16 protein-coding genes are annotated in these 21,583 nt (G+C 67.9%); 11 read left to right on the top strand and 5 right to left on the bottom strand.

Annotated elements, in window-relative coordinates; all coding sequences use genetic code 11:
• The first annotated feature begins 24 nt into the window (after positions 1 to 24).
• The 5 genes from BU28_RS0103070 (at position 25) to BU28_RS0103050 (ending at position 8,406) form a co-directional block, all read left to right on the top strand.
• Positions 25 to 906, top strand: coding sequence for a sulfotransferase family protein (locus BU28_RS0103070; protein ID WP_051577691.1), 882 nt, complete (start codon positions 25 to 27; stop codon positions 904 to 906).
• Positions 894 to 2,216, top strand: a complete 1,323-nt coding sequence (locus BU28_RS0103065; RefSeq protein ID WP_028718141.1) for an O-antigen ligase family protein — start codon at positions 894 to 896, stop codon at positions 2,214 to 2,216. The genes BU28_RS0103070 and BU28_RS0103065 overlap by 13 nt, the downstream gene beginning before the upstream one ends.
• Positions 2,213 to 3,067, top strand: a complete 855-nt coding sequence (locus BU28_RS0103060) for a sulfotransferase family 2 domain-containing protein (RefSeq protein ID WP_028718140.1) — start codon at positions 2,213 to 2,215, stop codon at positions 3,065 to 3,067. The genes BU28_RS0103065 and BU28_RS0103060 overlap by 4 nt, the downstream gene beginning before the upstream one ends.
• Positions 3,064 to 5,259, top strand: coding sequence for a GumC family protein (locus BU28_RS0103055; protein ID WP_028718139.1), 2,196 nt, complete (start codon positions 3,064 to 3,066; stop codon positions 5,257 to 5,259). The genes BU28_RS0103060 and BU28_RS0103055 overlap by 4 nt, the downstream gene beginning before the upstream one ends.
• Positions 5,260 to 5,496: 237 nt before the next feature.
• Positions 5,497 to 8,406 (top strand): PAS domain-containing protein, encoded by a 2,910-nt coding sequence (locus BU28_RS0103050; protein WP_088239143.1) that lies wholly within the window; start codon positions 5,497 to 5,499, stop codon positions 8,404 to 8,406.
• Between the two features lie 3 nt (positions 8,407 to 8,409).
• On the opposite strand, the gene BU28_RS0103045 is transcribed toward BU28_RS0103050, so the two are convergent.
• The 4 genes from BU28_RS0103045 to BU28_RS0103030 all read right to left on the bottom strand — a co-directional run bounded on the left by BU28_RS0103045 (position 8,410) and on the right by BU28_RS0103030 (position 14,730).
• Positions 8,410 to 10,164, bottom strand: coding sequence for a glycosyltransferase family 61 protein (locus BU28_RS0103045; protein WP_028718137.1), 1,755 nt, complete (start codon positions 10,162 to 10,164; stop codon positions 8,410 to 8,412).
• Between the two features lie 229 nt (positions 10,165 to 10,393).
• Complete coding sequence (locus BU28_RS0103040) at positions 10,394 to 11,917, bottom strand: malonate--CoA ligase (RefSeq protein WP_028718136.1); 1,524 nt, start codon at positions 11,915 to 11,917, stop codon at positions 10,394 to 10,396.
• Positions 11,918 to 11,933: 16 nt separating this feature from the next.
• On the bottom strand, positions 11,934 to 13,313 hold the full coding sequence (locus BU28_RS0103035; protein WP_036761821.1) for a malonyl-CoA decarboxylase: 1,380 nt from the start codon (positions 13,311 to 13,313) through the stop codon (positions 11,934 to 11,936).
• A 34-nt stretch (positions 13,314 to 13,347) separates the two neighbouring features.
• Entirely contained in the window at positions 13,348 to 14,730 is a 1,383-nt protein-coding gene (locus BU28_RS0103030) for an SLC13 family permease (RefSeq protein ID WP_028718134.1), read from the bottom strand.
• Between the two features lie 163 nt (positions 14,731 to 14,893).
• Between BU28_RS0103030 and BU28_RS0103025 the strand changes: the two genes are divergently transcribed.
• Positions 14,894 to 15,550, top strand: coding sequence for a GntR family transcriptional regulator (locus tag BU28_RS0103025; RefSeq protein ID WP_028718133.1), 657 nt, complete (start codon positions 14,894 to 14,896; stop codon positions 15,548 to 15,550).
• A gap of 3 nt (positions 15,551 to 15,553) precedes the next feature.
• Here BU28_RS0103025 and BU28_RS21890 read toward each other — a convergent pair whose 3' ends face one another.
• Positions 15,554 to 16,513: a GntR family transcriptional regulator gene (locus BU28_RS21890; protein ID WP_051577690.1), complete on the bottom strand. Its 960-nt coding sequence runs from the start codon at positions 16,511 to 16,513 to the stop codon at positions 15,554 to 15,556.
• A 103-nt stretch (positions 16,514 to 16,616) separates the two neighbouring features.
• Between BU28_RS21890 and BU28_RS0103015 the strand changes: the two genes are divergently transcribed.
• The 5 genes from BU28_RS0103015 (at position 16,617) to BU28_RS0102995 (ending at position 21,546) form a co-directional block, all read left to right on the top strand.
• A complete protein-coding gene (locus BU28_RS0103015) occupies positions 16,617 to 17,672 on the top strand; it encodes an Ldh family oxidoreductase (protein WP_028718132.1) in 1,056 nt (351 codons plus the stop codon).
• A 122-nt stretch (positions 17,673 to 17,794) separates the two neighbouring features.
• Complete coding sequence (locus BU28_RS0103010; protein WP_028718131.1) at positions 17,795 to 18,487, top strand: FadR/GntR family transcriptional regulator; 693 nt, start codon at positions 17,795 to 17,797, stop codon at positions 18,485 to 18,487.
• A 41-nt stretch (positions 18,488 to 18,528) separates the two neighbouring features.
• Positions 18,529 to 19,500, top strand: a complete 972-nt coding sequence (locus BU28_RS0103005; protein WP_028718130.1) for a sialic acid TRAP transporter substrate-binding protein SiaP — start codon at positions 18,529 to 18,531, stop codon at positions 19,498 to 19,500.
• A gap of 63 nt (positions 19,501 to 19,563) precedes the next feature.
• Positions 19,564 to 20,136, top strand: a complete 573-nt coding sequence (locus BU28_RS0103000; protein ID WP_028718129.1) for a TRAP transporter small permease — start codon at positions 19,564 to 19,566, stop codon at positions 20,134 to 20,136.
• Positions 20,137 to 20,139: 3 nt separating this feature from the next.
• Entirely contained in the window at positions 20,140 to 21,546 is a 1,407-nt protein-coding gene (locus BU28_RS0102995; protein ID WP_028718128.1) for a TRAP transporter large permease, read from the top strand.
• The last annotated feature ends 37 nt before the right edge of the window (positions 21,547 to 21,583 follow it).

Below are 21,583 nucleotides of genomic sequence, written 5' to 3'. Positions count from 1 at the left end.
GTCGGAACAGCGAAAGGCAGGCATATGCAGGCTGAAACACTCTCGGAGCGCGAGCGGCCCCGGGGCGCCGACGGGCGTCGGCCGCTGGTCGACTTCGTCGTGATCGGCGCCATGCGCGCCGGCACGACCATGCTGCACGACCTGTTGTCGGGGCATCCCCAGATCTCGATGGCGCGGATGAAGGAAACGGATTTCTTCGTCGCCGAAAAGAACCTGCCGCGCGGAACGGGCTGGTACGGCGCGCAGTTCGACCCTGCCCGGCCGATCCGGGGCGAGATTTCCCCGAACTATGCCAAGGCGATGGATTTCCCGGGCGTGCCCGAGCGGATCTTCGAGCATTGCCCCGGGGTGCGGCTGGTCTATGTGCTGCGCGATCCGGTTGCGCGCGCAGTGTCGCAATACGCCCATTCCTGGAACATGGGGGAATTGTCCGACACGCCCGAGCAGATGGCCCGCGGCCCCGAATATCCGCGGATCCTCGACGCCAGCCGCTATGCCCGCCAGATCGACAACTACCTGCGCCTGTTCGATCCGGGGCAGTTGCTGGTCGTCGACTTCGACGCCCTGCTGGCCGATCCGCAGGGGCAGGTGGACCGCATCCTGGCCCATGTCGGGGCCGAACCCATGGTCGTGCCGCCGCCCGCGCGCCAGAACGGCAACGACGAGCTGTCGCGCGTGCCCAAGCCGCTGCTGCGCCTGACGCAAAGCCGGCTGCGGCCGCTGCTGACGGCAGTGGCGGGCCCCGCCCTGCGCGGCCGTCTGCGCCGCCTGCTGGCGCGCGGCCCCGCCCGCGTGGCCCCCGCCTTTCCCGAGTCGCTGCTGCAACGCATGCGCGACGATCTGGCCGAGGACGCCCAGCGCCTGCGGCAGATGACCGGGCAGGAGTTCGCGCGATGGTCGATCTGACCGCCGGCGCGCTGGCCGGCGCCCGCCCCCTTGCCCGGATGCCGGGGCTGGGCCAGCGCCTGTTCTGGCGCGGGTACGACAGCGCGCTGTTGGGCCTGACGCTGATGGTCATGTCCGACATGCCGAACCGCTGGGGACTGGCCAGCGAAGTCTGGCTGATGGTCTATGGCCTGTTCGTGCTGCGCGCGGCCACGGTCTGGCGGGCCTTTTACCGCCAAGCCGCCCGCAACTGGACGCTGATGCTGTATCCCGGCGTCTGCCTGCTGTCGGTGATCTGGTCGGGCAGCCCCGTCACCTCGGCCGTGTCCGGGGTGCAGATGACGATGACGGTGCTGATCGCCATGTTCCTGGGCTGGCGCTTCGTGCCCCGGCAGCTTGTGGTCACGATCTGGGCGCTGCTGTCGCTGGCGGCCCTGGCCTCGCTGGGGAACTGGGCGACGGGCGTGTTCCAGCCGGTCTACAGCGACGTGGGCGGCCTCTTGGGGATCTATACCAGCAAGAACATGCTGGGCCATTATTCCCAGTTCGCGGCGCAGATCTCGCTGACGCTGATGCTGATGGGGCAGGGACAGGCGCCGCGGGCCGCGCGCTGGCTGGCGCCGCTGACGCTGGTGCTGTGCGTGCTGGCGGTGGTGCTGTCCAAGTCGATGACCGCGGTGCTGCTGCTGCCGCTTTACGGCGGGCTGACGCTTCTGCTCAACCGCAGGCGCCTGTCGCCGCTTCTGCGCCATGGCGCCATCGCGGCGCTGGTGCTGGCGCTGAGCCTGGGGCCGCTGGCCCTGGCGATGGCCGGCATCGACCCCGTGGCCGAGGTCCTGCGCGCCACCGGCAAGGACGCCACCCTGACCGGCCGGACCGAGCTTTGGTCCATCGCCTATGGGCTGGCGTCCCAGGCACCGCTGACGGGGCTGGGCTTTGGCGCCTTCTGGGCGATGGACCGCTATGACAGCCTGCATTTCGCGGTGATCCAGGCCGGGGCGACAGCGCCGTCGTTTCACAACTTCATCGCCGACGTGTCGGTGGGCACCGGCCTGATGGGCCTGGGCGCGATGTTCGCGCTGCTGGGCACGGTGCTGTCGCGGGCGCTGCGGCATTATCGCGCCTCGGGTTCGGCGCTGTCGGTCGGCTGCCTGATCCTGGTCCTGGTCCCGATGAACGTGGGCCTGCTTGAACCCTATCTGTACCGTCAGCACGAATTCATGCTGATGTGGCTGGTCATGCTGGGCGTCAGCATCCGGTCCCACCTGCCACCCTTTGTTGTGCCGGCGCCCGTGCGCCACGAGTCCCTTGATGTGAACGAGTCCCGATGAGAGAGCTTCCCCCCCTTGCCCGTTTCCGCCAGCGTTCGCGGCTGTATCTTGGCCGGTCGTTGCGCACGGTGGCGGGCCTGCGCCAGCCCTGCGTCTTCATGCACGTGCCCAAATGCGGCGGCACTTCGGTCAGTGAGGCGCTTTACGCGACCGTGCCCCTGCATCGCAAGATCGGGATTCTGGACAGTCCCTCGATCCGCTCGGCGCTGGCGATCCAGCACAGCGGCCAGGACGACCTGTCCTTTCACGACGAAGGCACGCGCGCCGATGACATCGCCGCATTCCGCGAAACGCTGCTGCTGATGCACATGGCGCATCGCGCGACGCTGATCCACGGCCACTTCCTGTTTTCCGAACGCGCCTGGCAGCATTTCGGCGACCGCTACCGCTATGTCACCATCCTGCGCGATCCGGTGGCGCGGACCGTCTCGAATTACCGCATGGACCGCCGGACGGGGACCTTCGCGGGCAGCTTCGACGACTATCTCTCCAGCGACCACGGCAGGCGGCAGGCGCTGCACAAGCTGCGCTATTTCAGTGGCATGGCGACCGTCGCCCCGCAGGACGAGCCCGAGGCGATGGAGCGTGCCCTGCGCAACATGGAGCGCTTCTCGCTGATCGGGTTCCTTGAGGATCTGGACGGGTTTTCGCGCGACTTCGCCGCGCTGTTCGGGGTCCGGCCCTGGATCCCGCATTACAACAGCGCCGGACAGGACAAGCCTTTCGCCATGACGACCGAGCAGCGCGACCGGCTGGCCGCCCTCAGCGCGCCCGACATCGAACTTTATGCCCATGCCCGGCGCATCGCCCCCACGCTGATGCAGCGCGAACCGAAAGGGAAAGCCGCATGATCCAGAACGATCGCCAATGGCGCCGCCTGCCCGAGCCGCAACGCGATGGCGCCGTGCCCAATGTGGACCTGGCCACGACCCTGCGCACCCTGACCAGCGGGCTGCGCCGCCAGTGGAAGCTGATCGCGGCCGTCACGCTGGGCATGGCGCTGCTGGCGCTGGCCTATGTGCTGACCGCGACGCCGCAATATACTGCGCGGGCCGCGCTGGTCGTGGACCCGCGCATCTCGAACTCGGTCAACGGGCCCGAGGCGCCGACGCTGCTGCTGTCGGACGCGCTGGTCGTGGACAGCGAAATCAAGGTGCTGGGCTCGCGCGATGTGACCTGGCGCGTGGCCAAGGCGCTGGGCCTGTTCGATCAGCCGCCCGAGGACGGCGGCCCCAGCCTGCCGCGCCAGGTGCTGAATGCCCTGCAGGGCCTGCTGGGCACCACCCCCGACGCCACCGCCCTGGATGAGACCGCCAGCCGCGTCAGCCGCGAAGAGGCGATCCGCCGCGAGATGATGGAAGGGTTCGAGATCACCCGCGACGGCGGCACCTATGTCATCGACGTGGCCTATACCTCCGAGGACCCGATCTTTGCCACCAATGCGGTGAACGCGCTGATCGAGCAGTATTTCAAGGCGGCCTCGGACGCCTCGCTGTCGGACACGCGGCGCATTCACGACTGGCTGGACCAGCGCGTGCAGGTGCTGGGGCAGGAAGTCAAGACCGCCGATGCCGCCGTCGCCGACTATCGCCAGCAGCACGACCTGTTTCCGATGGCCAGCGGTGCCTTGCCGTCCGAGGTCGAACTGTCGAACACCAACGACCGCCTGATCGCCCTGCGCCAGGACCTGATCGAGGCGCAGACCCGGCAGGACAAGATCAAGGGCATCGTCGCGTCGGATTCGGTGGGGGCGCTGCTGGACGGCACGCTGGGCGGCGATGTCGCCAGCCCCGCGCTGCGCGATTTCCAGACCCGCTATGCGGGCCTCGTGTCCGAGGAACATGACCTTGTGACCCGCTGGGGCGCGGGCAGCGACATGGTGGCGCGCAACCGCACGGACCAGGCGCGGCTGCGCGACGTGATGATGCAGGAGGCGGCGCAGATGGTGGACCGGCTGGGCACCCAGCAGGAAACCATCCGCCGCCAGATCGCCGCGACCGAGATGCAGATCGAGGAACTGCGCGCCCGGGCCAACAGCGACGCGCAGAAATCCATCCAGCTGGACGAGCTGGAGCGCGAGGCCCAGGCCAAGCGCGGGCTTTACCAGTCGATGTTGGCCGAGTTGATCACCTCGGCGCAGCGCGAGACGTTCCAGCGCTCGCCCGCCCGGGTGATCGCCCAGGCCGTGCCCCCGGACGAGGTGGCCTCGCCCAAGGCCACCCGCACGATGATCCTGGCGATCTTCGGCGGGCTGGTCCTGGGTTCGGCCATCGCCTTCCTGCGCGAGATCATGGACGATCGCCTGCTGCGCGGCTCGGACCTGCGCGAAGGGCTGGGGCTGCGCTATCTGGGCCTGCTGCCCGGCGTCCGGGCGGCGCAGGCCGTCAAGCCCAGCACCTTGCTGGTGCCCCAGCCCAGCGACGCGGTGCGGCGCGTGCTGCGGGGGCTGGTCGCCGAATTGCAGCAGCGCCGGCCCGAAAGCGGCGCGCTGGTCACGGGCATCGTCGCCTCGCGCCGGGGCGAGGGGCGGGCCCAGACCGCCGGCTGGCTTGCGGCCGAGCTTGCCGGCCATGACGCGCGCGTGGTGCTGATCTCGGTCGCGCCGGAACATGCGCGGCTGCTGGCGGGTCAGCCGGGGCAGGTGGTGCTGCCGGCGCTGAACGCGATGCCCGACGTCGCCACCATCGCCGGCCGGATCGCGGCCCAGGCCAAGCCCGGCCGCCCGGCCGTCGTCGCCATGCCCGAAGGCACGGCCGCCGACCTGCTGGTGATGGCGCAGTACCAGGCTTTGGCCGATCTGATCGCGGCGCTGCGCGACAAGGTGGACCACATCATCCTGGTCCTGCCCGCGCTGGCCGAAGCCTCCGAGGTGGAAATCGCCGCCGGGCTGGTCGACGGGGCAATCCTGACGCTGCGCTGGGGCGAGGATCGCGGCCCGCAACTGGCCGAGACGCTGGCCTCGAGCCGCGTGCTGCGTCCGCTGCTGCTGGGCGGGCTGTTCACGGCGGGCTCGGCCCGGGGGTTTGCGCGCTACAACGGCTAGGACACGCTGCGCCGGTCAAAGAAACGCCGCCGCGATGGCGCTGCGGGACGGTATTGCCGGCACCGCGGCGGCTGCTAAATATCCCGCAGGGCAGGAACGAATCCGGCCGGGCAGGGTTATTGGGCGCACGATGTCGTCCGGTGCCGGCCGGACCCGGACGACCGATCTTTGGGGGACAGGGTGATCACAGCAGACAGGCCGGCGGCTTGGCCCATCCGAGGCGGCCAGGCGGGCCAGATGATCCGGGACATCGACTGGGCGACGACCCCCCTGGGCGCGATGACGGACTGGCCGCAGACCCTGCGGATCAAGGTCAATTCCATCGTGAACTCGCCCATCCCGCAGGTGCTGATGTGGGGCCCCGAAGCGATCCTGCTGTACAACGACGGCTATATCGAGATCGCGGGCAGCTATCATCCGCGTGCCCTGGGCGGTCGCTGCGCCGATATCTGGCCCGAGATCTGGGACTGGAACAGCCGCATCCTGAAGCAGGGCTTCCAGGGTGAGGTGCAGGCCTTTCGCGAACAATCCCTGACGCTGAACCGCCGCGGGCATCCCGAGGAAGTCGTCTTCGACCTGTTCTATACGCCGATCTACGGCGACGACGGCCAGCAGGTCGAAGGGGTGCTGTGCACCGTGCTCGACATCACCGGCGCGGTCCGGGCGCGCACCGCGCTTGCCGAAAGCCGGGCCGAGCTGAGGACGCTGACCGACTCGCTGCCCATCCTGGTCGGCTTTCTGGACAGGAACCTGGTCTATCAGATGGCGAACAGCCGCTATCTGGACCTGTTCGGCAAGCACCCCGACAAGGTCGTGGGCCGGCATGTGTCCGAGATTGCCAGCGTCGAATACCTGGCCCGCCGAGAGCCCGACCTGCGCCGGGCACTGGCCGGCGAGACGGTGATATCGGATGCGCCGTTGACGCTGCCCGACGGCAGCCGGCGCACCTTCGAGGTGCGCTATATCCCGCGCCGCGATGCCGAAGGCGCGGTCCTGGGCCTTTACGTGATGATGCTGGACATCGAGGACCGCACCCGCACCGAAAACGACCTGCGCGACAGCAACGCCCGCTTTGCCGCCGCGGTCGAGGCGATCCATGGCGTGCTGTGGACCACCGGCCCGGACGGGCGGATGCAGGGCGAACAGCAGGGCTGGGCCTCTCTGACCGGGCAGGGCGCCGAGGAATATCAGGGTCACGGCTGGGCCGAGGCGGTCCATCCCGAGGACCGCGCGGCCACGCTGGAAAGCTGGGCGCAGGCCGTTGCCGCGCAAACGACCTATACCTGGGAACATCGGGTGCGGCGTCACGACGGCACCTGGCGCAACTTCGCGATCCGCGCCGTTCCGATCCGCGATGCCGATGGCCGGCTGCGCGAATGGGTGGGGGTGCACACCGACATCACCGAACAGCGCGTCGCCGAGGGCCAGTTGGTCGAGCGCGCCCGCGACCTGGAGCGGCAGGTTCGCCACCGCGAGCGGGCTGAGGAGCAGCTTCGCCAGCTGAACGAAGGCCTCGAGGCCCGCGTCGAAGCCGAGGTCGCCGAGCGCCGCAAGGCCGAAAGCGCCCTGCGCCAGGCCCAGAAGATGGAGGCGATCGGCCAGTTGACCGGCGGAATCGCGCATGACTTCAACAACCTGCTTCAGGTGGTGGCGGGGAACCTGCAACTTCTGGCGCGCGACGTGGTGGGCAATCCGCGATCCGAGCAGCGCGTCGCCAATGCGCTGGCGGGCGTCGCGCGCGGCTCGAAGCTCGCCAGCCAGCTTCTGGCCTTTGGCCGCCGCCAACCGCTCGAGCCCAGGGTGATCCATCTGGGCCGGCTGGTGGGCGGCATGGACGATCTGCTGCGCCGTTCACTGGGCGAGGGGGTCGAGGTCGAGGTCGTCACCTCGGGCGGGCTGTGGAACACCAGCGTCGATCCGGGGCAGGTGGAGAACGTGCTGCTGAACCTTGCGATCAACGCGCGTGACGCGATGGAGGGCCATGGCCGGCTGACCATCGAGGTCGCCAACGCCCATCTGGATCAGGCCTATGCCGATTGCCATGCCGAGGTCTCGGCCGGGCAGTATGTCATGCTGGCCGTGACCGACACCGGCAGCGGCATGGCGCCCGAGGTGCTGGAAAAGGCCTTCGACCCGTTCTTCTCGACCAAGCCCGAGGGCAAGGGCACGGGGCTGGGCCTGTCGATGGTCTATGGGTTCATCAAGCAGTCGGGTGGCCATGTCGCCATCTACAGCGAACCCGGGCAGGGGACGACGGTGCGGGTCTATCTGCCGCGCTCGATGGCAAGCGAGGACCGCGAAATCGCCGTCACCTCGGGCCCGGTCGAGGGCGGCACCGAAACCGTGCTGGTGGTCGAGGATGACGACGACGTGCGTCACACCGTCGTCGATCTGCTGACCGACCTGGGATATCGTGTCCTGACCGCCCGTGACCCGCAGGCGGGGCTGAACGTCATCGAAAGCGGCATGGCCATCGACGTGCTGTTCACCGACGTGGTGATGCCTGGTCCCGTCACCAGCCGGGAAATGGCGCGCCGGGCGCAGGAACGGATGCCCGGCATCGCGGTCCTGTTCACCTCGGGCTATACCGAAAACTCGATCGTGCATGGAGGACGGCTGGACCTGGGGGTCGAGCTTCTGTCGAAGCCCTACACGCGCGAGGCGCTGGCCCGGCGCTTGCGCCAGGTCCTGGCCAATGCCCGTCAGGCCCAGGCCGACCGGCGGGACGAGGCCCCTGCGCCCCTGTCCCTTGTCACGCCAGCCCCTGCGCCGTCTTCGTCCGAACGCCCCCTGCGCATCCTGCTGGTCGAGGACAATGTGCTGATCTGCGCCGACACCGCCATGATGCTTGAGGAAATGGGCCATGCCGTCATGCAGGCGGGCAGCGCCGGCAAGGCCCTGGCCCTGGCCGAGGGGCAGCCGCTTGACCTGCTGCTGACCGACCTCGGCCTGCCCGACATGCAGGGCGACGCGCTGGCGGCCCTTGTCCTGGAGCGGCACCCCGGCATCGCCCTGGTCTATGCCACCGGGGAAATGAGCATCCCGCCCGGCAGCCCCGCGCGCGCCGTCCTGCTGGCGAAACCCTATACCGAAGGCGACCTGCGCCGCGCCGTGGCCCAGGCGCTTCGGCGCCGGGACGAGACCTGAGCCCTAGTCGCGGGCCTGAAGGATCGTCGCGCCGCTGACCGCGCGGTGCCAGCGCATCCAGCGATAACGGCCGAACTGTTCATGCAGCGCACGGGCAGCTCCAGCACCCGCGCCGTCGCCCGCAGCCTCGCACAGGGCGATCAGCCGGCGGTGAAAATCGGCGCGGAATGGGGCAAGTGCGACCGCATCGCGCAGCAGGGCGATGGCCTGGGCCGTGTCGCCCGCGATCTCGGCCCCCTGGGCCGCGGCGGCGCAGGTTCTGGCGCAGCCGCGCAGATACAGCGGATGCTCCCGCGCCAGGGCCACGGCGGCCGCGCCTTCGCCCCGGCGCACCAGGTCGGCCAGCCTGGAAAAGAACTCCTGATAGGCCGGCACATCGGTCACGATGGCCACCAGCCCCTCCAGCCGGTCGATCGAGGCGGGCGACATCGCCACCCCGGTATGGCCGTCGCGGTCGATGTCGGGCACCGCGTCGTCGTCGCCGTTGTAATCGTGGTCGACGAAGAAATGCAGGTGATGCGCCCCCGAGGCGGCGGCGTGCATGTTGAAATCGCCAAGGCGATGGCGCGCGGTCTGAAGATGGCTCAGTTCGATGAAATGGCTGCCCGGCCGGGCATACAGCATGTTCGCAAAGCCCGCCCCGTGGGCCGAGACCAGCACCTCGGCCCGGTTGGCGATGCCGGCCTGCTCCCGGGGGCTCAGGTCCTCGAAATAGACGGTCTCGAAGCCGTGGCGCGACAGCATCGCCACCAGCTCGGCCTCGCCGGCCAGGCCGCGGTCCTTCGAGGCGCCCGGCTTGCGGCCGACATAGAACCGCGTCGCCGTGCTGCGGGTCGCGGCCAGGGTCAGGGCCGCCTCGCGGTGGCGGACGACATATTCGTCCAGGCTGTTGTTATACAGCGTCTTGTAATTCGCCAGCGTCGGCTCGCGCAGGTGCCCGGGCTGGTCGGGACTGCCCAGGCCGGCCTGGGGTTCGACATCGGGCATCATGGCCGGGGTCGACAGGTGATACAGATGGTTGGTGTTGAAGGGCAGGATGGCGCGGTCGAACTGCGTCCGGCGGGTTTCATATTCCACCCGGTCGGCAAGCTCGGGATAGAAATCCTCGACCAGCCTGCGGATGAAGGGCTTGAGGGGCCGGTTGCTGCCCGACAGCAGCAGGATCGGCCCCCGCAGACCATAGTCGCGATACATCTGCAGATAGATCAGCGTCTCGGTCGTGAAATGGTAGAAGTTGAAAAAGTTCCGCGCCTCGACCAGAAAGGGCAGGTCCTTGGCCGCCTCCCACCGGGCGGGGGACAGGACGGGCACCGATTTCTTGCGCGCCTTGCCGGCCAGCAGCCAGGCCTCGTGGGCGGGTTCGGTCACCTTGCGGCCCGCGATGCGCTTGATCGTGCGGGTCCGCATCCGCAGGGCCGAGGCGCCCGACAGCAGCACCCGGCCGCCGACAGTGGGGGTGCGACGCGAAAACTCGAACTGTTCGACAACGGCGGGGAAGGACTTGAAGCGCAGATAGCATTTCGCCCCGCGCGTGGCGCGATAGGTCGCGATGAACTGGTAAAGCTGAAGCCGCTGGTCGGGATGGTCGGATGCCACGACCGCCGACAGACTGGCCGCCGGCACCAGGTCGGGGGCGAGGTCATGGGGGGCGCCCTCGGAACCGGGCGCCAGGCGGAAGCCGCCGTCCAGCCCCGGGATCAGCACCGGCAGCAGGGGTCGGTCCTCGTCCGTCGTCGCGGTGGCGTGCTGGGGTGCCATCAAGGCCCTCCGTCCTGTCGCTTGCCCTGCCAGGGTGCCCCGGGGTGCCCCGGCGGCCTTGGCAACCGTTAACTAACATGACGGCGTCCGACGCGCCAGATTGCCGCCGGAACATTCGCAGGCCGTCGCGGCCAAGCCCTTGCAGGGCCAAGCCTTTGGCCGAAAAATCGAATTGGATGCAGGGCCGGGAAAAGGGGCCGGTGCGGACGCCCGGCCCTCCGATGCCGGCTCAGGCGTCCTGCGGGTCGTAAAGCCCGGCAAAGCGGTCGCGCAGCAGGTTCTTTTGCACCTTACCCATGGTGTTGCGGGGCAGTTCATCGACGAACATCACCCGCTTGGGCAGCTTGAAGCGGGCAAGCCGCGTCTCGAGCGGGTGCAGCACGTCCGCCTCGGTCAGGGGCAGGGTGCCGCTCGGGACGACAACCGCCGTCACGCCTTCGCCGAAATCGCGATGCGGCAGTCCGATCACCGCGCTTTCGGTGACGCCGGGCAGGGCGTCGATCTCGGTCTCGATTTCCTTGGGATAGACGTTGTAGCCGCCGGTGATGATGAGGTCCTTGCCGCGCCCCACGATGTGCAGATAGCCGCGTTCGTCGAACTTGCCCAGATCGCCGGTGATGAAGAAGCCGTTCTCGCGCAGTTCGGCGGCGGTCTTTTCCGGCATCTGCCAATAGCCCTTGAAGACGTTCGGGCCGCGCACCTCGATCATGCCGATTTCGCCCTGCGGCAGCTCAGTGCCGGTTTCGGGATCGGTCACGATGATCTGAACCCCCGGCAGGGGCATGCCCACGGTCCCTGCGACCCGGTCGCCGTCATAGGGGTTCGAGGCGTTCATGTTGGTTTCCGTCATCCCATAGCGTTCCAGGATGGCGTGGCCGGTGCGGGCCTGCCATTCGCGATGGGTTTCCGCCAGCAGGGGGGCCGAACCCGACACGAACAGCCGCATGTGCCGGGTGTTTTCCGCCGTCAGCATGTCGTCTTGCAGCAGCCGGACGTAAAAGGTCGGAACGCCCATCAGCACCGTGGCCCGGCCCATCAGTTCAAAGATGCGGTCCACGTCGAATTTCGGCAGGAAGATCATGCTGGCGCCGGAAAACAGCGTCACATTGGTCGCGACGAACAGCCCGTGCGTGTGAAAGATCGGCAGTGCGTGGATCAGCACGTCATCGGCCGAATAGCGCCAGGCCTGTTGCAGCGCGCGGGTGTTCGACACCAGGTTGCCATGCGTCAGCATCGCGCCCTTGCTGCGCCCGGTGGTGCCCGAGGTGTAAAGCAGCGCGGCCAGGTCGTTGGCCTGGCGCGGAACGGTGGCGAAATCGGGGCTTGCGGCATCCGCCGCGTCGGCCAGCGTACCCTTGCCGTCCGCACCCAGCGTGACCAGCGCCGCGCCCGCCTTTTCGGCGACCGGCGCCAGCACCTCGGCCCGGGACGGGTCGCAGACAAAGACGCGGGGGCGGGCGTCGCCCACGAAATAGTCGATCTCGGTCGGGGTATAGCCGGTGTTCAGCGGCAGGAACACCGCCCCCGCCCGCGCGGTGGCGAGATACAGGATGATCGCCTCGACCGACTTCTCGACCTGCACGGCCACCCGGTCGCCGGGCTGAACGCCAAGGCCGGTCAGCGCATTGGCCCAGCGGCCGGTCCGGGCCACCAGATCGGCGTAGGCGATGCGTTCGCCCGAAAGCGTCTCGATGGCGGTAGCCTGCGGGTCGGAAATGCCGCCTTGCAGGATGTCGAAAAGATTCTCGCTCATGGGGATTGTCCTTTGCTCAGGCGTTCGGTTGGGGAAGGGCGCGTTTCACGCTGTCCGAGGCGGCGACAGCGCCCCGTTCGGCAAAGCCCTCGTGATTGGCCTCGATCCGGCCCAGATCATACAGATAGTTGACCATCAGCCCGTGCGACTGCTTCAGCCCGTTGGCCGAAACGTCGCCGAGGAAGTTCAGGCGTTCCAGCCGGGCGCCATTGCCCAGGTGAAAGCGGGCGACCGGGTCGATCACCCGGCCCTTGGCGTCGCGCGCGGCCAGGAAATAGGTCGCGGCGGCCGCCAGCAGCGGTTCGCGCAGCGCCTCGGCGCGGGCCGGGTCCAGGTGCCAGCCGGGATCGTCCAGCGTCGCAAAGGCGATGCGCTGGTCGGGGCTGACCAGTTCCGAATTCTCGTCCTTGCGCTGGGCGGAAAGCCATGCGGCAAAGCCCGGAACCGGCGACAGGGTGACGAAGGTCTTGATCTCGGGCAGTTCGGCCTTGAGTTCCTCGACCACCTGCTTGATCAGGAAATTGCCGAAGCTGACGCCCGCCAGCCCACGCTGCGTGTTCGAGATGGAATAGAACACCGCCGTATCCGCCGCCTCGGCGGCGATGGGCTTGCGGTCCAGATCCAGCAGGCCCGCCACATTGTCCGGGATCTCGCGGGTCAGCGCGACCTCGACAAAGATCAGCGGCTCGTCGACCAGCTGGGGGTGAAAGAAGCCATAGCAGCGCCGGTCGGTCGGTTGCAGGCGGTTCCTCAGGTCGTCCCAGTTCCGGATGGCGTGCACCGCCTCATAGCGGATGATCTTTTCCAGGATGCTGGCCGGGGTGTTCCAGTCGATGTGGCGCAGCACCAGGAAACCGCGGTTGAACCAGGACGCGAACAGATGGGCGAAATCGCTGTCCACCCGGCGCAGCGCAGGATCGTCCCGCAGGTGGCGCAACAGTTCCTCGCGCATGCGGACCAGCGCGGTGGTGCCGCCGGGGGCCAGGTTCAGGCGGCGCAGCAGCTCCTGCCGGCGCGGCTCGCTGGCCGCGTGCAGCGCCTCGACCGCCTCGACACCTTCCGGGTCGCGTTCGACAGCGGCCAGGGCCCTGGCCACCGACGCGGGATCGGGGCCAAAGCGGTCGGCCAGGTTTTGCAGGAACGCCAGCCGCTGGCCCGGGTCGGCCCGGTCGAACGCGGCCAGCATCTCGCGGGCGATGGCGACGCCCGAGGCCTCGCCCCGCCGCGACAACAGCGCCTCGCCCAGTTCTGACAGGTCGGGCGCCTCGACCGCCGGGCTTTCGGCCCCGCTTCGTCCCCAAAGGCGGCGGGTACGGTCAGTCAGGGATTCGAACAGCTCGGCCAGAAAGGCGGGGCGGGGCGCGCGGCCTGGGTCGCGCTGGGTTTCGGGTTTCATGTCACGAGCCTCCGTTCGGATTGGACTGCCGGGATCAACCCGGCAGCAGGACAAAGATCAGCCACAGCACCACGGGCGCGAGCACCGTGACCAGCGCACCATAGCTCAGCAGCTGGCGGAAGAACGCCTGCCGGTCGACGCCGCGCGAATTGGCCAGCACCAGCGCGCCGTTGGTCGAGAAGGGGCTGACATCCACGATGGTCGATGCGACCGCCATGCCGGCGATGAAGCCGATGGCGCCGACGCCGGTGCCGGCCTGCAGGAAGGGCACCGCCAGCGGGATCAGCGACCCCAGCACCGCCGTGGACGAGGCAAAGGCCGACACCACCGCCCCGATGAAGAACAGCATCAAGGCCGCCAGCATGGGCGAGGCCATGCCCGCCACGCTGTCGCCCACAAAGTCGATGGTGCCCATGTGTTCGAGCACCGCGACATAGGTCGACACGCCGGTGATCAGCATGATCTCGGGCCAGGCGACCTGGGCCATGGCGCGTTTCTGCATGGTTGGCGCCCAGAGCGCCAGCCCAAGGCCGATGGTCAGCGCGACAAAGCCGATGTCCAGGTTGAAGGCCAGCACCAGCACCGCCAGCGCCAAAAGCCCCAGCAGCGTCACGATCTGATAAGGGGTGCCGTCGGGCTGGTCGCCTTCCTCGACCTCGGCGACCAGGCGGTTCGAGGTGCCGCCGCCTTCCTCGCCGATGCGGCGCGACAGGGCCTCGGCCTCGCTGTCGCCAAAGATCTGGGGGCCGGTGGCGGGGCGGGCGATTTCCACATGGGGGACGGCGACCGCCTCGACCGTGTCGCTGCGCATCTGCATCAGGCGCCGCCCGCCCAGCACCATGAACAGGATCAGCGCCACGCCGGCATTGACCAGGAAGCTGGCGGCGAAGGTGGTCATCTCCGACAGAGGCAGGCCGGCCTTCTGGACCACGCCGTTGGTGATGCCGCCATAGATGCTGATCGGCGAAAAGCCCCCGGCCTGCGCGCCATGGACCACCATCAGGCCCATCAGCAGGGGCGAGATGTGATAGCGGAATGCAAAGCCCAGCGCGATGGGCGCGACGATGGCGACAGCGCCGGGGCTGACTGCGCCCACGGCCGTCAGCATGGCGGAAATGCCGAACATGATCCACGGGATCGCGGCGATGCGGCCCTTGACCGCGCGCACCGCCATGCGCACCAGCCAGTCGATGGTGCCGTTGTTCTGGGCCAGGGCGAACAGCCAGGTGATGCCGACCAGGGTCAGGAACAGCCCGCCCGGAAAGCCCGCGATGATCTCCTTGGTGGTCTGGCCGGCCATCAGCGTGCCGACCAGGAAGGCGCCGACAAAGGCCAGCACGCCCATGTTGATGGGCCAGATCGTGGCGACGACGAACATCGCCATCAGGGCATAGATCGAAATCAGGTGTGGGGTCATGCGCGGCTCCTCTCCTTGCAAACCTCAGGGGGTGGGCCGGCCCTCCCAAGCCGGCGAATCCTCTTCTGGCTGTTATACGCTTGGCTTCGCCTGTTGTATATAACAGAGAGTGGCATGGATGAATCATGCGGAGCTGTCTATCTTTGAACCGCAAGGAGGGACCATGGCGACGATTCCGAACACGCTCCGCATCCGAAACGCACTGGAGAATGCCATCGTCCAGGGCATCTACGCCCCCGGCGCGCGCCTGGACCCCGAGGCGCTGGAGCGCGAATTCGACGTATCCCGCACCCCGATCCGCGAGGCGATCCACCAGCTGGAAGCCTCGGGCCTGGTGCGCGTCGTGCCCAAACGGGGCACCTTTGTCACCGAATGGAGCCCCAGCGAACTGGCCGAGCGCTTCGAGGTGATGGCCGAGGTCGAGGCGACCTGCGGCCGGCTGGCAGCACGCCGCATCACCGAGGCCGAACTGGAAGCGTTCGAGGCCGTTCATGCCGAATGCCGCCGCCTGGCCGAGGCGGGCGAGGTCGAGGCCTATTATGCCCGCAATTCCGACTTTCATCACTGCATCTATCGCGCCACCCACAACGCCTTCCTCGAGCAGGAGGCGTCGCGGCTGCATGCGATGCTGCAACCCTATCGCCGGATGCAGCTGCAGGTCAGGAACCGGATGGCCCGGTCCTTTGCCGAACATGACGCGGTGGTGGCGATGATCCGGGCCGGCGATGCCGATGGCGCGGCGCGGGCGCTGCGCGACCATGTCATCGTGCAGGGCGACCGTTTCCACGACCTGATCGCGGCGCTGCGGCCCACGGGCTAGGGCCTAGACGCGATCCAGCCAGGGCAGGGGGTCGGGCTGGATCATGTCCTGCACCGCCTCGATCCGCAGCAGGGCGCGGCGGCGCGAAATGCGCAGATGCGCGACCAGCGCCGCCTTGGCCCCGGCGATGTCGCCGGCCTTCAGCAGGCGCACGATTTCCAGATGCTCGCCCAGAAAGGGCTCGGTCCCGAACAGCTCCAGCGTCAGGGCATAAAGGAAGTGATGCGCGACCAGCAGCGCCTGGGGCAGGCCGATCGCCTGCATCAGAGCGCCGTTGCCGCAGTGGCCCAGCAACTCGACATGCAGCCGCTGTTCAAGCCGGTCCAGCACCGCGCCGTCCAGGGCGGCGCCGCGCTTGATCGCCTGGCGCAACTCGTCCTCCATCACGTCCAGAAAGCCGGGCGGCAGATGGGGCACGGCCTTTTCCATCGCCACCGGCTCGAGCAGCCAGCGCAGTTCGTAAAGCTCGTTCATGTGGTCGGCTGTCAGCGCCGGGGCGAGCCAGCGGCCGCTGTCGTCCTTGCGCACGATGCCGCGCTGCTGCAGGCGGCCCATCACGTCGCGGGCGACAGTGCGGCTGACGCCATGATGGCGGGCCAGCATCGCCTCGTTCACGCGCCAGCTTGCCAGCGAGGCATGCGAAATGATGGCAAGCTCGATCTCGGGGTAAAGCCGCTCCCAGGCGGGCTGCTGGGTCAGGACGGTCGGGGCGGCGGGGCGCGGGGTGGCGGAGGCGGGCGCACCCACCACCTCGAACCGCCCCGAGGGCGCGCGGCGCAGCATGCCTGCCCGGGCCAGTTCCTCAAGCGCGCGGCGGGCGGGGGCACGGCTGATGCCAAAGCGACGGGCGATGCCCAGTTGGGTCAGCGCCTCGCCCGCAGGCAGAAGCCCCTGGGCTATGTCCTGCGCCAGGGCTTCGCTGGCCTGGCGGTAAAGGGGGGGCGCAACAGAGGCTTGGTTCATCGGGCGATCCTTTGGGCCACGATGCCCAAGCGGCCCGACGAAAGCAATTGTGCCATCGGCAATCGATGTCTAGTGTGTGCACGGGACATCAAAGGGGGGCGCCATGTCTGAACAGCCGCGTATCGCATTGCAGGATCTGGAGCGTTTCAGCCGCTCGGCCTTTCTGGCGGCAGGCGCGGACGCGGCGACGGCCGATGCCGCGACGCGGGCGATGATGCACGGCACGACGCTGGGGGTGGATAGTCACGGAATCCGGCTTCTACCCCACTACATCAAGGCCTTGCAGGGCGGCCGGCTGAACCGGAACCCGGCGCTGCGCCAGGTGGGCGGTTTCGGCGCGGTCGAGGTCTGGGACGCCGATCACGCCCAGGGCGCGGTCGGGGCCTATCACGGCATGACCCGCGCGGTCGCCCTGGCGAACCAGTTCGGCCTGGGCGCGGTGTCGATCCGCAACTCCTCGCATTTCGGTCCCGCCGGGGCCTATGCGATCGAGGCGGCGCGGGCAGGGCTGATCGGCCTGACCTTTTGCAACTCGGACAGTTTCGTGCGGCTGCATGACGGTGCGATGCGCTTTCACGGCACCAATCCCATTGCCGTCGCCGTCCCCGCACCGGGGCAGGAGCCGTGGCTTCTGGACATGGCGACCAGTGCCATCCCCTATAACCGCGTTCAGCTTTATCAAAGCCTTGGGATCGAACTGCCCGAGGCGACGGCGTCCGATGCCCAGGGGGTCGATACGCGCGACGCAAGCCTTGCCGACATGCTGGCGCCCTTGGGCGGAGCCTTCGGCTTCAAGGGCGCAGCGCTGGCGGGGGTGGCGGAAATCTTCAGCGCGGTGCTGTCGGGCATGAAGCTCAGCTTCGACATTCCGCCCATGGGGGGCCCGGATTTCGCAACGCCGCGCGGCATGGGCGCCTTCGTCCTGGCCCTGAAGCCCGAGGCGTTCCTGGACCGCGAGGCGTTCGAGGCGGGAATGACGCGTTATCTGGACGTGCTGCGCCAATCCCCCGCGCGCGAGGGATGCCAGGTCATGGCGCCCGGCGACCGCGAATGGCGCGTGGCGGACGAACGGCGGCGGAACGGCGTGGTCCTGGACCCGGCGACGGCGCAGGGGTTCCGCGATCTGGCCGCGCACTACGGGCTGGCGGAACTGGCCTGACCAGATAATCGCCAAAGCGTGAAAATCTGCTTGACCGAATCCCTGCAAGCTTCTTATCGTCGTAATTGGTCAAACCAGTTGACCGCGTGCCGCGAGGAGGCGGCGCGCCCAGGGGGAAAGCCATGCAGACCGAGCCCAGGCCCCGCCGGCAATATCGGCAGGTGGCCGACCAGATCCTTGCGCTTGTCGCCCGGCAGGGCCTGGGCCCCGGCGCCCGGCTGCCGTCCGAACGCGACCTGGCCGAACAGCTCAGCGTGTCGCGCCCGTCGCTGCGCGAGGCGCTGATCGCGCTGGAGGTCGAGGGCCGGGTCGAGATTCGCATGGGCTCGGGCATCTATGTCCGGACCGGCGCTGCGGCCGCGCCCGAGCTTGAGGTCGAGGGGCCGATGGAGCTGCTCAGCGCGCGCTGCATCATCGAATCCGCCATCGCCGAAGAGGCTGCCCGCCATGTCACCCCGGCGGTGATTGCCCGTCTGGACGATCATCTGGCCGGCATGACGGCGGCCGTGCACGACCGGATGCAGGCCATCCGGCTTGATTGCGCCTTTCACGTCGAGATTGCCCAGGCCACGGGCAACGCGCTGCTGGCGAATTTCACCGCCACCACGTTCGAACGCCGCCTGACGCCGATCTTCGCCCGCTTCTCGGCCCATTTCGAGGGGCCGCGCACCTGGCGGCTGGCGATTTCGGAACATGGCGCGATCCGCGACGCCATCGCCGATGCCGATCCGGCCGCCGCGCGCGAGGCGATGCGCCACCATCTGACGGAATCGCAACGCCGATTTACCGAAAGCCTGCTGGTCGAGCCGGACTAGCAGACCACCGAAAGACGAACGATGCTCATGGGAGGATAAGCATGAAGTTCACCATCAAGACCATCCTGGGGGCGGCCGCGCTGATGGCCAGCGCCGCCGTGGCCCAGGCCCAGACCGCCCTGAAATGGGCCCATGTCTATGAGACGTCCGAGCCGTTCCACACCGAATCCGTCTGGGCGGCCGAGGAAATCGCCAAGCGCACCGACGGCCGCTACAAGATCGACGTGTTCCCGGCCTCGCAGCTGGGCAAGGAGGCGGACCTGAACCAGGGCCTGCGGCTTGGGACCGTGGACATCATCATCTCGGGCTCGAGCTTTGCGTCGCGCGACTACAAGCCGATCGGCGTGACCTACTATCCCTATATCTTCCGCGACCCCTCGCACCTGATCGCCTACACCAAAAGCGATGTCTTCAAGCGGCTTGCGCAGGGCTATGAGGAGGCCTCGGGCAACCACATCACCGCCGTGACCTATTACGGCACCCGCCACACCACGGCGAACAAGGAAATCAAGACCTGCGCCGACCTGAACGGCGTCAAGATGCGGGTGCCGGACGTGCCGGCCTATCTGGCGATGCCGCGCGCCTGCGGCGCCAACACCACCCCCATCGCCTTTGCCGAGGTCTATCTGGCCTTGCAGAACGGCACGGTGGACGCGCAGGAAAACCCGCTGACCACCATCGAGGCCAAGAAGTTCTACGAGGTGCAGAAGAACATCGCCCTGACCGGCCATATCGTCGACCACCTGAACACGGTCGTGTCCCAGACCCTGTGGGCCAGCCTGTCGGACGAGGACAAGCAGATCTTCTCGGAGGTGATGCTCGAGGCCGCCGAACGCGCCACCAAGATCGTCGAGGAGCGCGAGGCCGCGCTGGTCGACAAGTTCAAGGGCATGGGCCTGACCGTGACCGAGGTCGACAAGGCCGATTTCGAAAGGACGGTGCTGGAACAGCAGCCGGTCGAATCCTTCGGCTATAACCTCAAGGACTGGGAAGACATCCGCGCGGTGCAGTGATCCGCCGGCCCGGCGCCCCAGGGCGGGCACCGGGCCTTTCCCCGACAATCTGGAGCTAACGCAATGGCCGACCAAGATCACACGCTGCTGAGCGTGGAAGAGATGGCGCATGCCTTCGAGGACGACACCGGCCCGGTCGACCTGTCGCCCTATTCCGTCGAGGACTGGCTGACGCTGGCGGTCTTCTGGGGGATGGCGCTGTGCATCTTCCTGCAGTTCTTCACCCGCTATGCGCTGAACAACAGCCTGGCCTGGACCGAGGAGATCGCCGCGAACTGCCTGGTGGTCGTGGTGTTCCTGGGGGCCGCGATGTGCGTGCGCATGTGCCGCCACATCGCCGTCGACCTGCTTTACAACTTCATGTCCCGCCCTGTCCGCCGCCGCTTCGAGACCGCCGTCGACATCATCAGCATCGGCTTTTTCGGCTATATGGCCTGGCTGATGTGGCGCTATATCGGCATCGTCGGAAGCGAGCGCATGGTCACCGTCGACCTGCCGCGGGGCATCGTCTTCTACACCGTCTTCGTCGCCTTCGTCCTGATGCTGCTGCGCGGTGTGCAGAACTTCATCAAGGACATGCGGGGCGAAAAGACCTGCCGCGAAAACGCCGCCGATCATGGCGCGACCGGAGTCTGACCCATGCTGCTTCTGATCGGATCCTTCCTTCTGCTGATGGTCGTGGGCGTGCCCGTGGCCGTGTCCATGGCGGTGGCCTCGCTGGCCTATCTGCTGACCTACAATGTCGCGCCCGACATCATCGCCGCGCAGCGCATGATCGCGGGGGTCGAGAGCTTTCCGCTGATCGCGGTGCCCTTCTTCATCCTGGCGGGCAACCTGATGAACATCGCGGGCGTCACCGGCCGCATCTATCACTTTGCCCTGTCGCTGGTCGGCTGGATGAAAGGGGGCCTGGCGCAGGTCAACATCATCGGCTCGGTGGTGTTTTCGGGCATGTCGGGCACCGCGCTGGCCGACGCCGCCGGGATCGGCACCATCGAGATCAAGGCGATGAAGGACCACGGCTATCCGGTCGAGGCCGCGGTCGGCGTCACCGCCGCCTCGGCCACGCTGGGGCCGATCTTTCCGCCCTCGCTGCCCTTCGTGATCTACGGGATGATGGCCAATGCCTCGATCGGGGCGCTTTTCATGGCCGGGATCGTGCCCGGCGTGGTGATGACGCTGCTGATGATGGCGACGGTCTATGTCTTTGCCCGCGCCAAGGGCTGGGGCTCGGACACGCCCTTCGACCTGAAGGAACTGCTGGCCGCCACGCTCGAGGTGGTGATCGTGCTGTCCTTTCCGGTGGCGGTCTATATCCTGACGCTGCTGGGCCTGTCGGTCAATATTGCGGTGCTGATCGGGCTGGCCGCGCTGATCGGGCTGGACTGGTATTTCGACTGGCATGCGGTCATGGCGCTGATGGCGCCGGTGCTGCTGATCGGCGGCATGACCATGGGCTGGTTCACGCCGACCGAGGCCGCCGTCGCCGCCGTGCTATGGTCGCTGTTCCTGGGTCTGGTGCGCTATCGCACGATGACGCTGCGCAGCCTGGCCAAGGCCAGCTTCGACACGATCGAGACCACGGCCTCGGTCCTGTTCATCGTCACCGCGGCCTCGATCTTTGCCTGGCTTCTGACGGTCAGCCAGGCGGCGCAGCTGTTCTCGGACGCGATGTTCGCGCTGACCGACAACTGGTGGACCTTCCTGATCATCGTGAACGTCATCCTGCTGATCGTGGGGGCGTTCCTGGACACCATCGCCGCGATCTCGATCCTGGTGCCGATCCTGCTGCCGGTCGCGGCGCGCTATGGCATCGACCCGGTGCACCTGGGCCTGATCGTGACGCTGAACCTGATGATCGGCCTGCTGACGCCGCCGGTGGGGATGGTCCTGTTCGTGCTGTCGCGGATTTCCAGGATGTCGGTCGAGCGCACGGCGCTGGCCATCCTGCCCTGGATGATCCCGCTGTTCATCGCGCTGCTGCTGATCACCTTCATCCCCTCGATCAGCCTGTGGCTGCCGACCAAGCTGGGTCTGATCCGCTAGGGCAAGAAAACCGGCCCATGCGACTGCGGCTGCCGTC

Source organism: Paracoccus yeei ATCC BAA-599, from assembly GCF_000622145.1.
GTDB lineage: Bacteria > Pseudomonadota > Alphaproteobacteria > Rhodobacterales > Rhodobacteraceae > Paracoccus > Paracoccus yeei.
The sequence above is the reverse complement of the archived record's forward strand: the minus strand, read 5'-3'. Positions and strand labels throughout refer to the sequence as shown.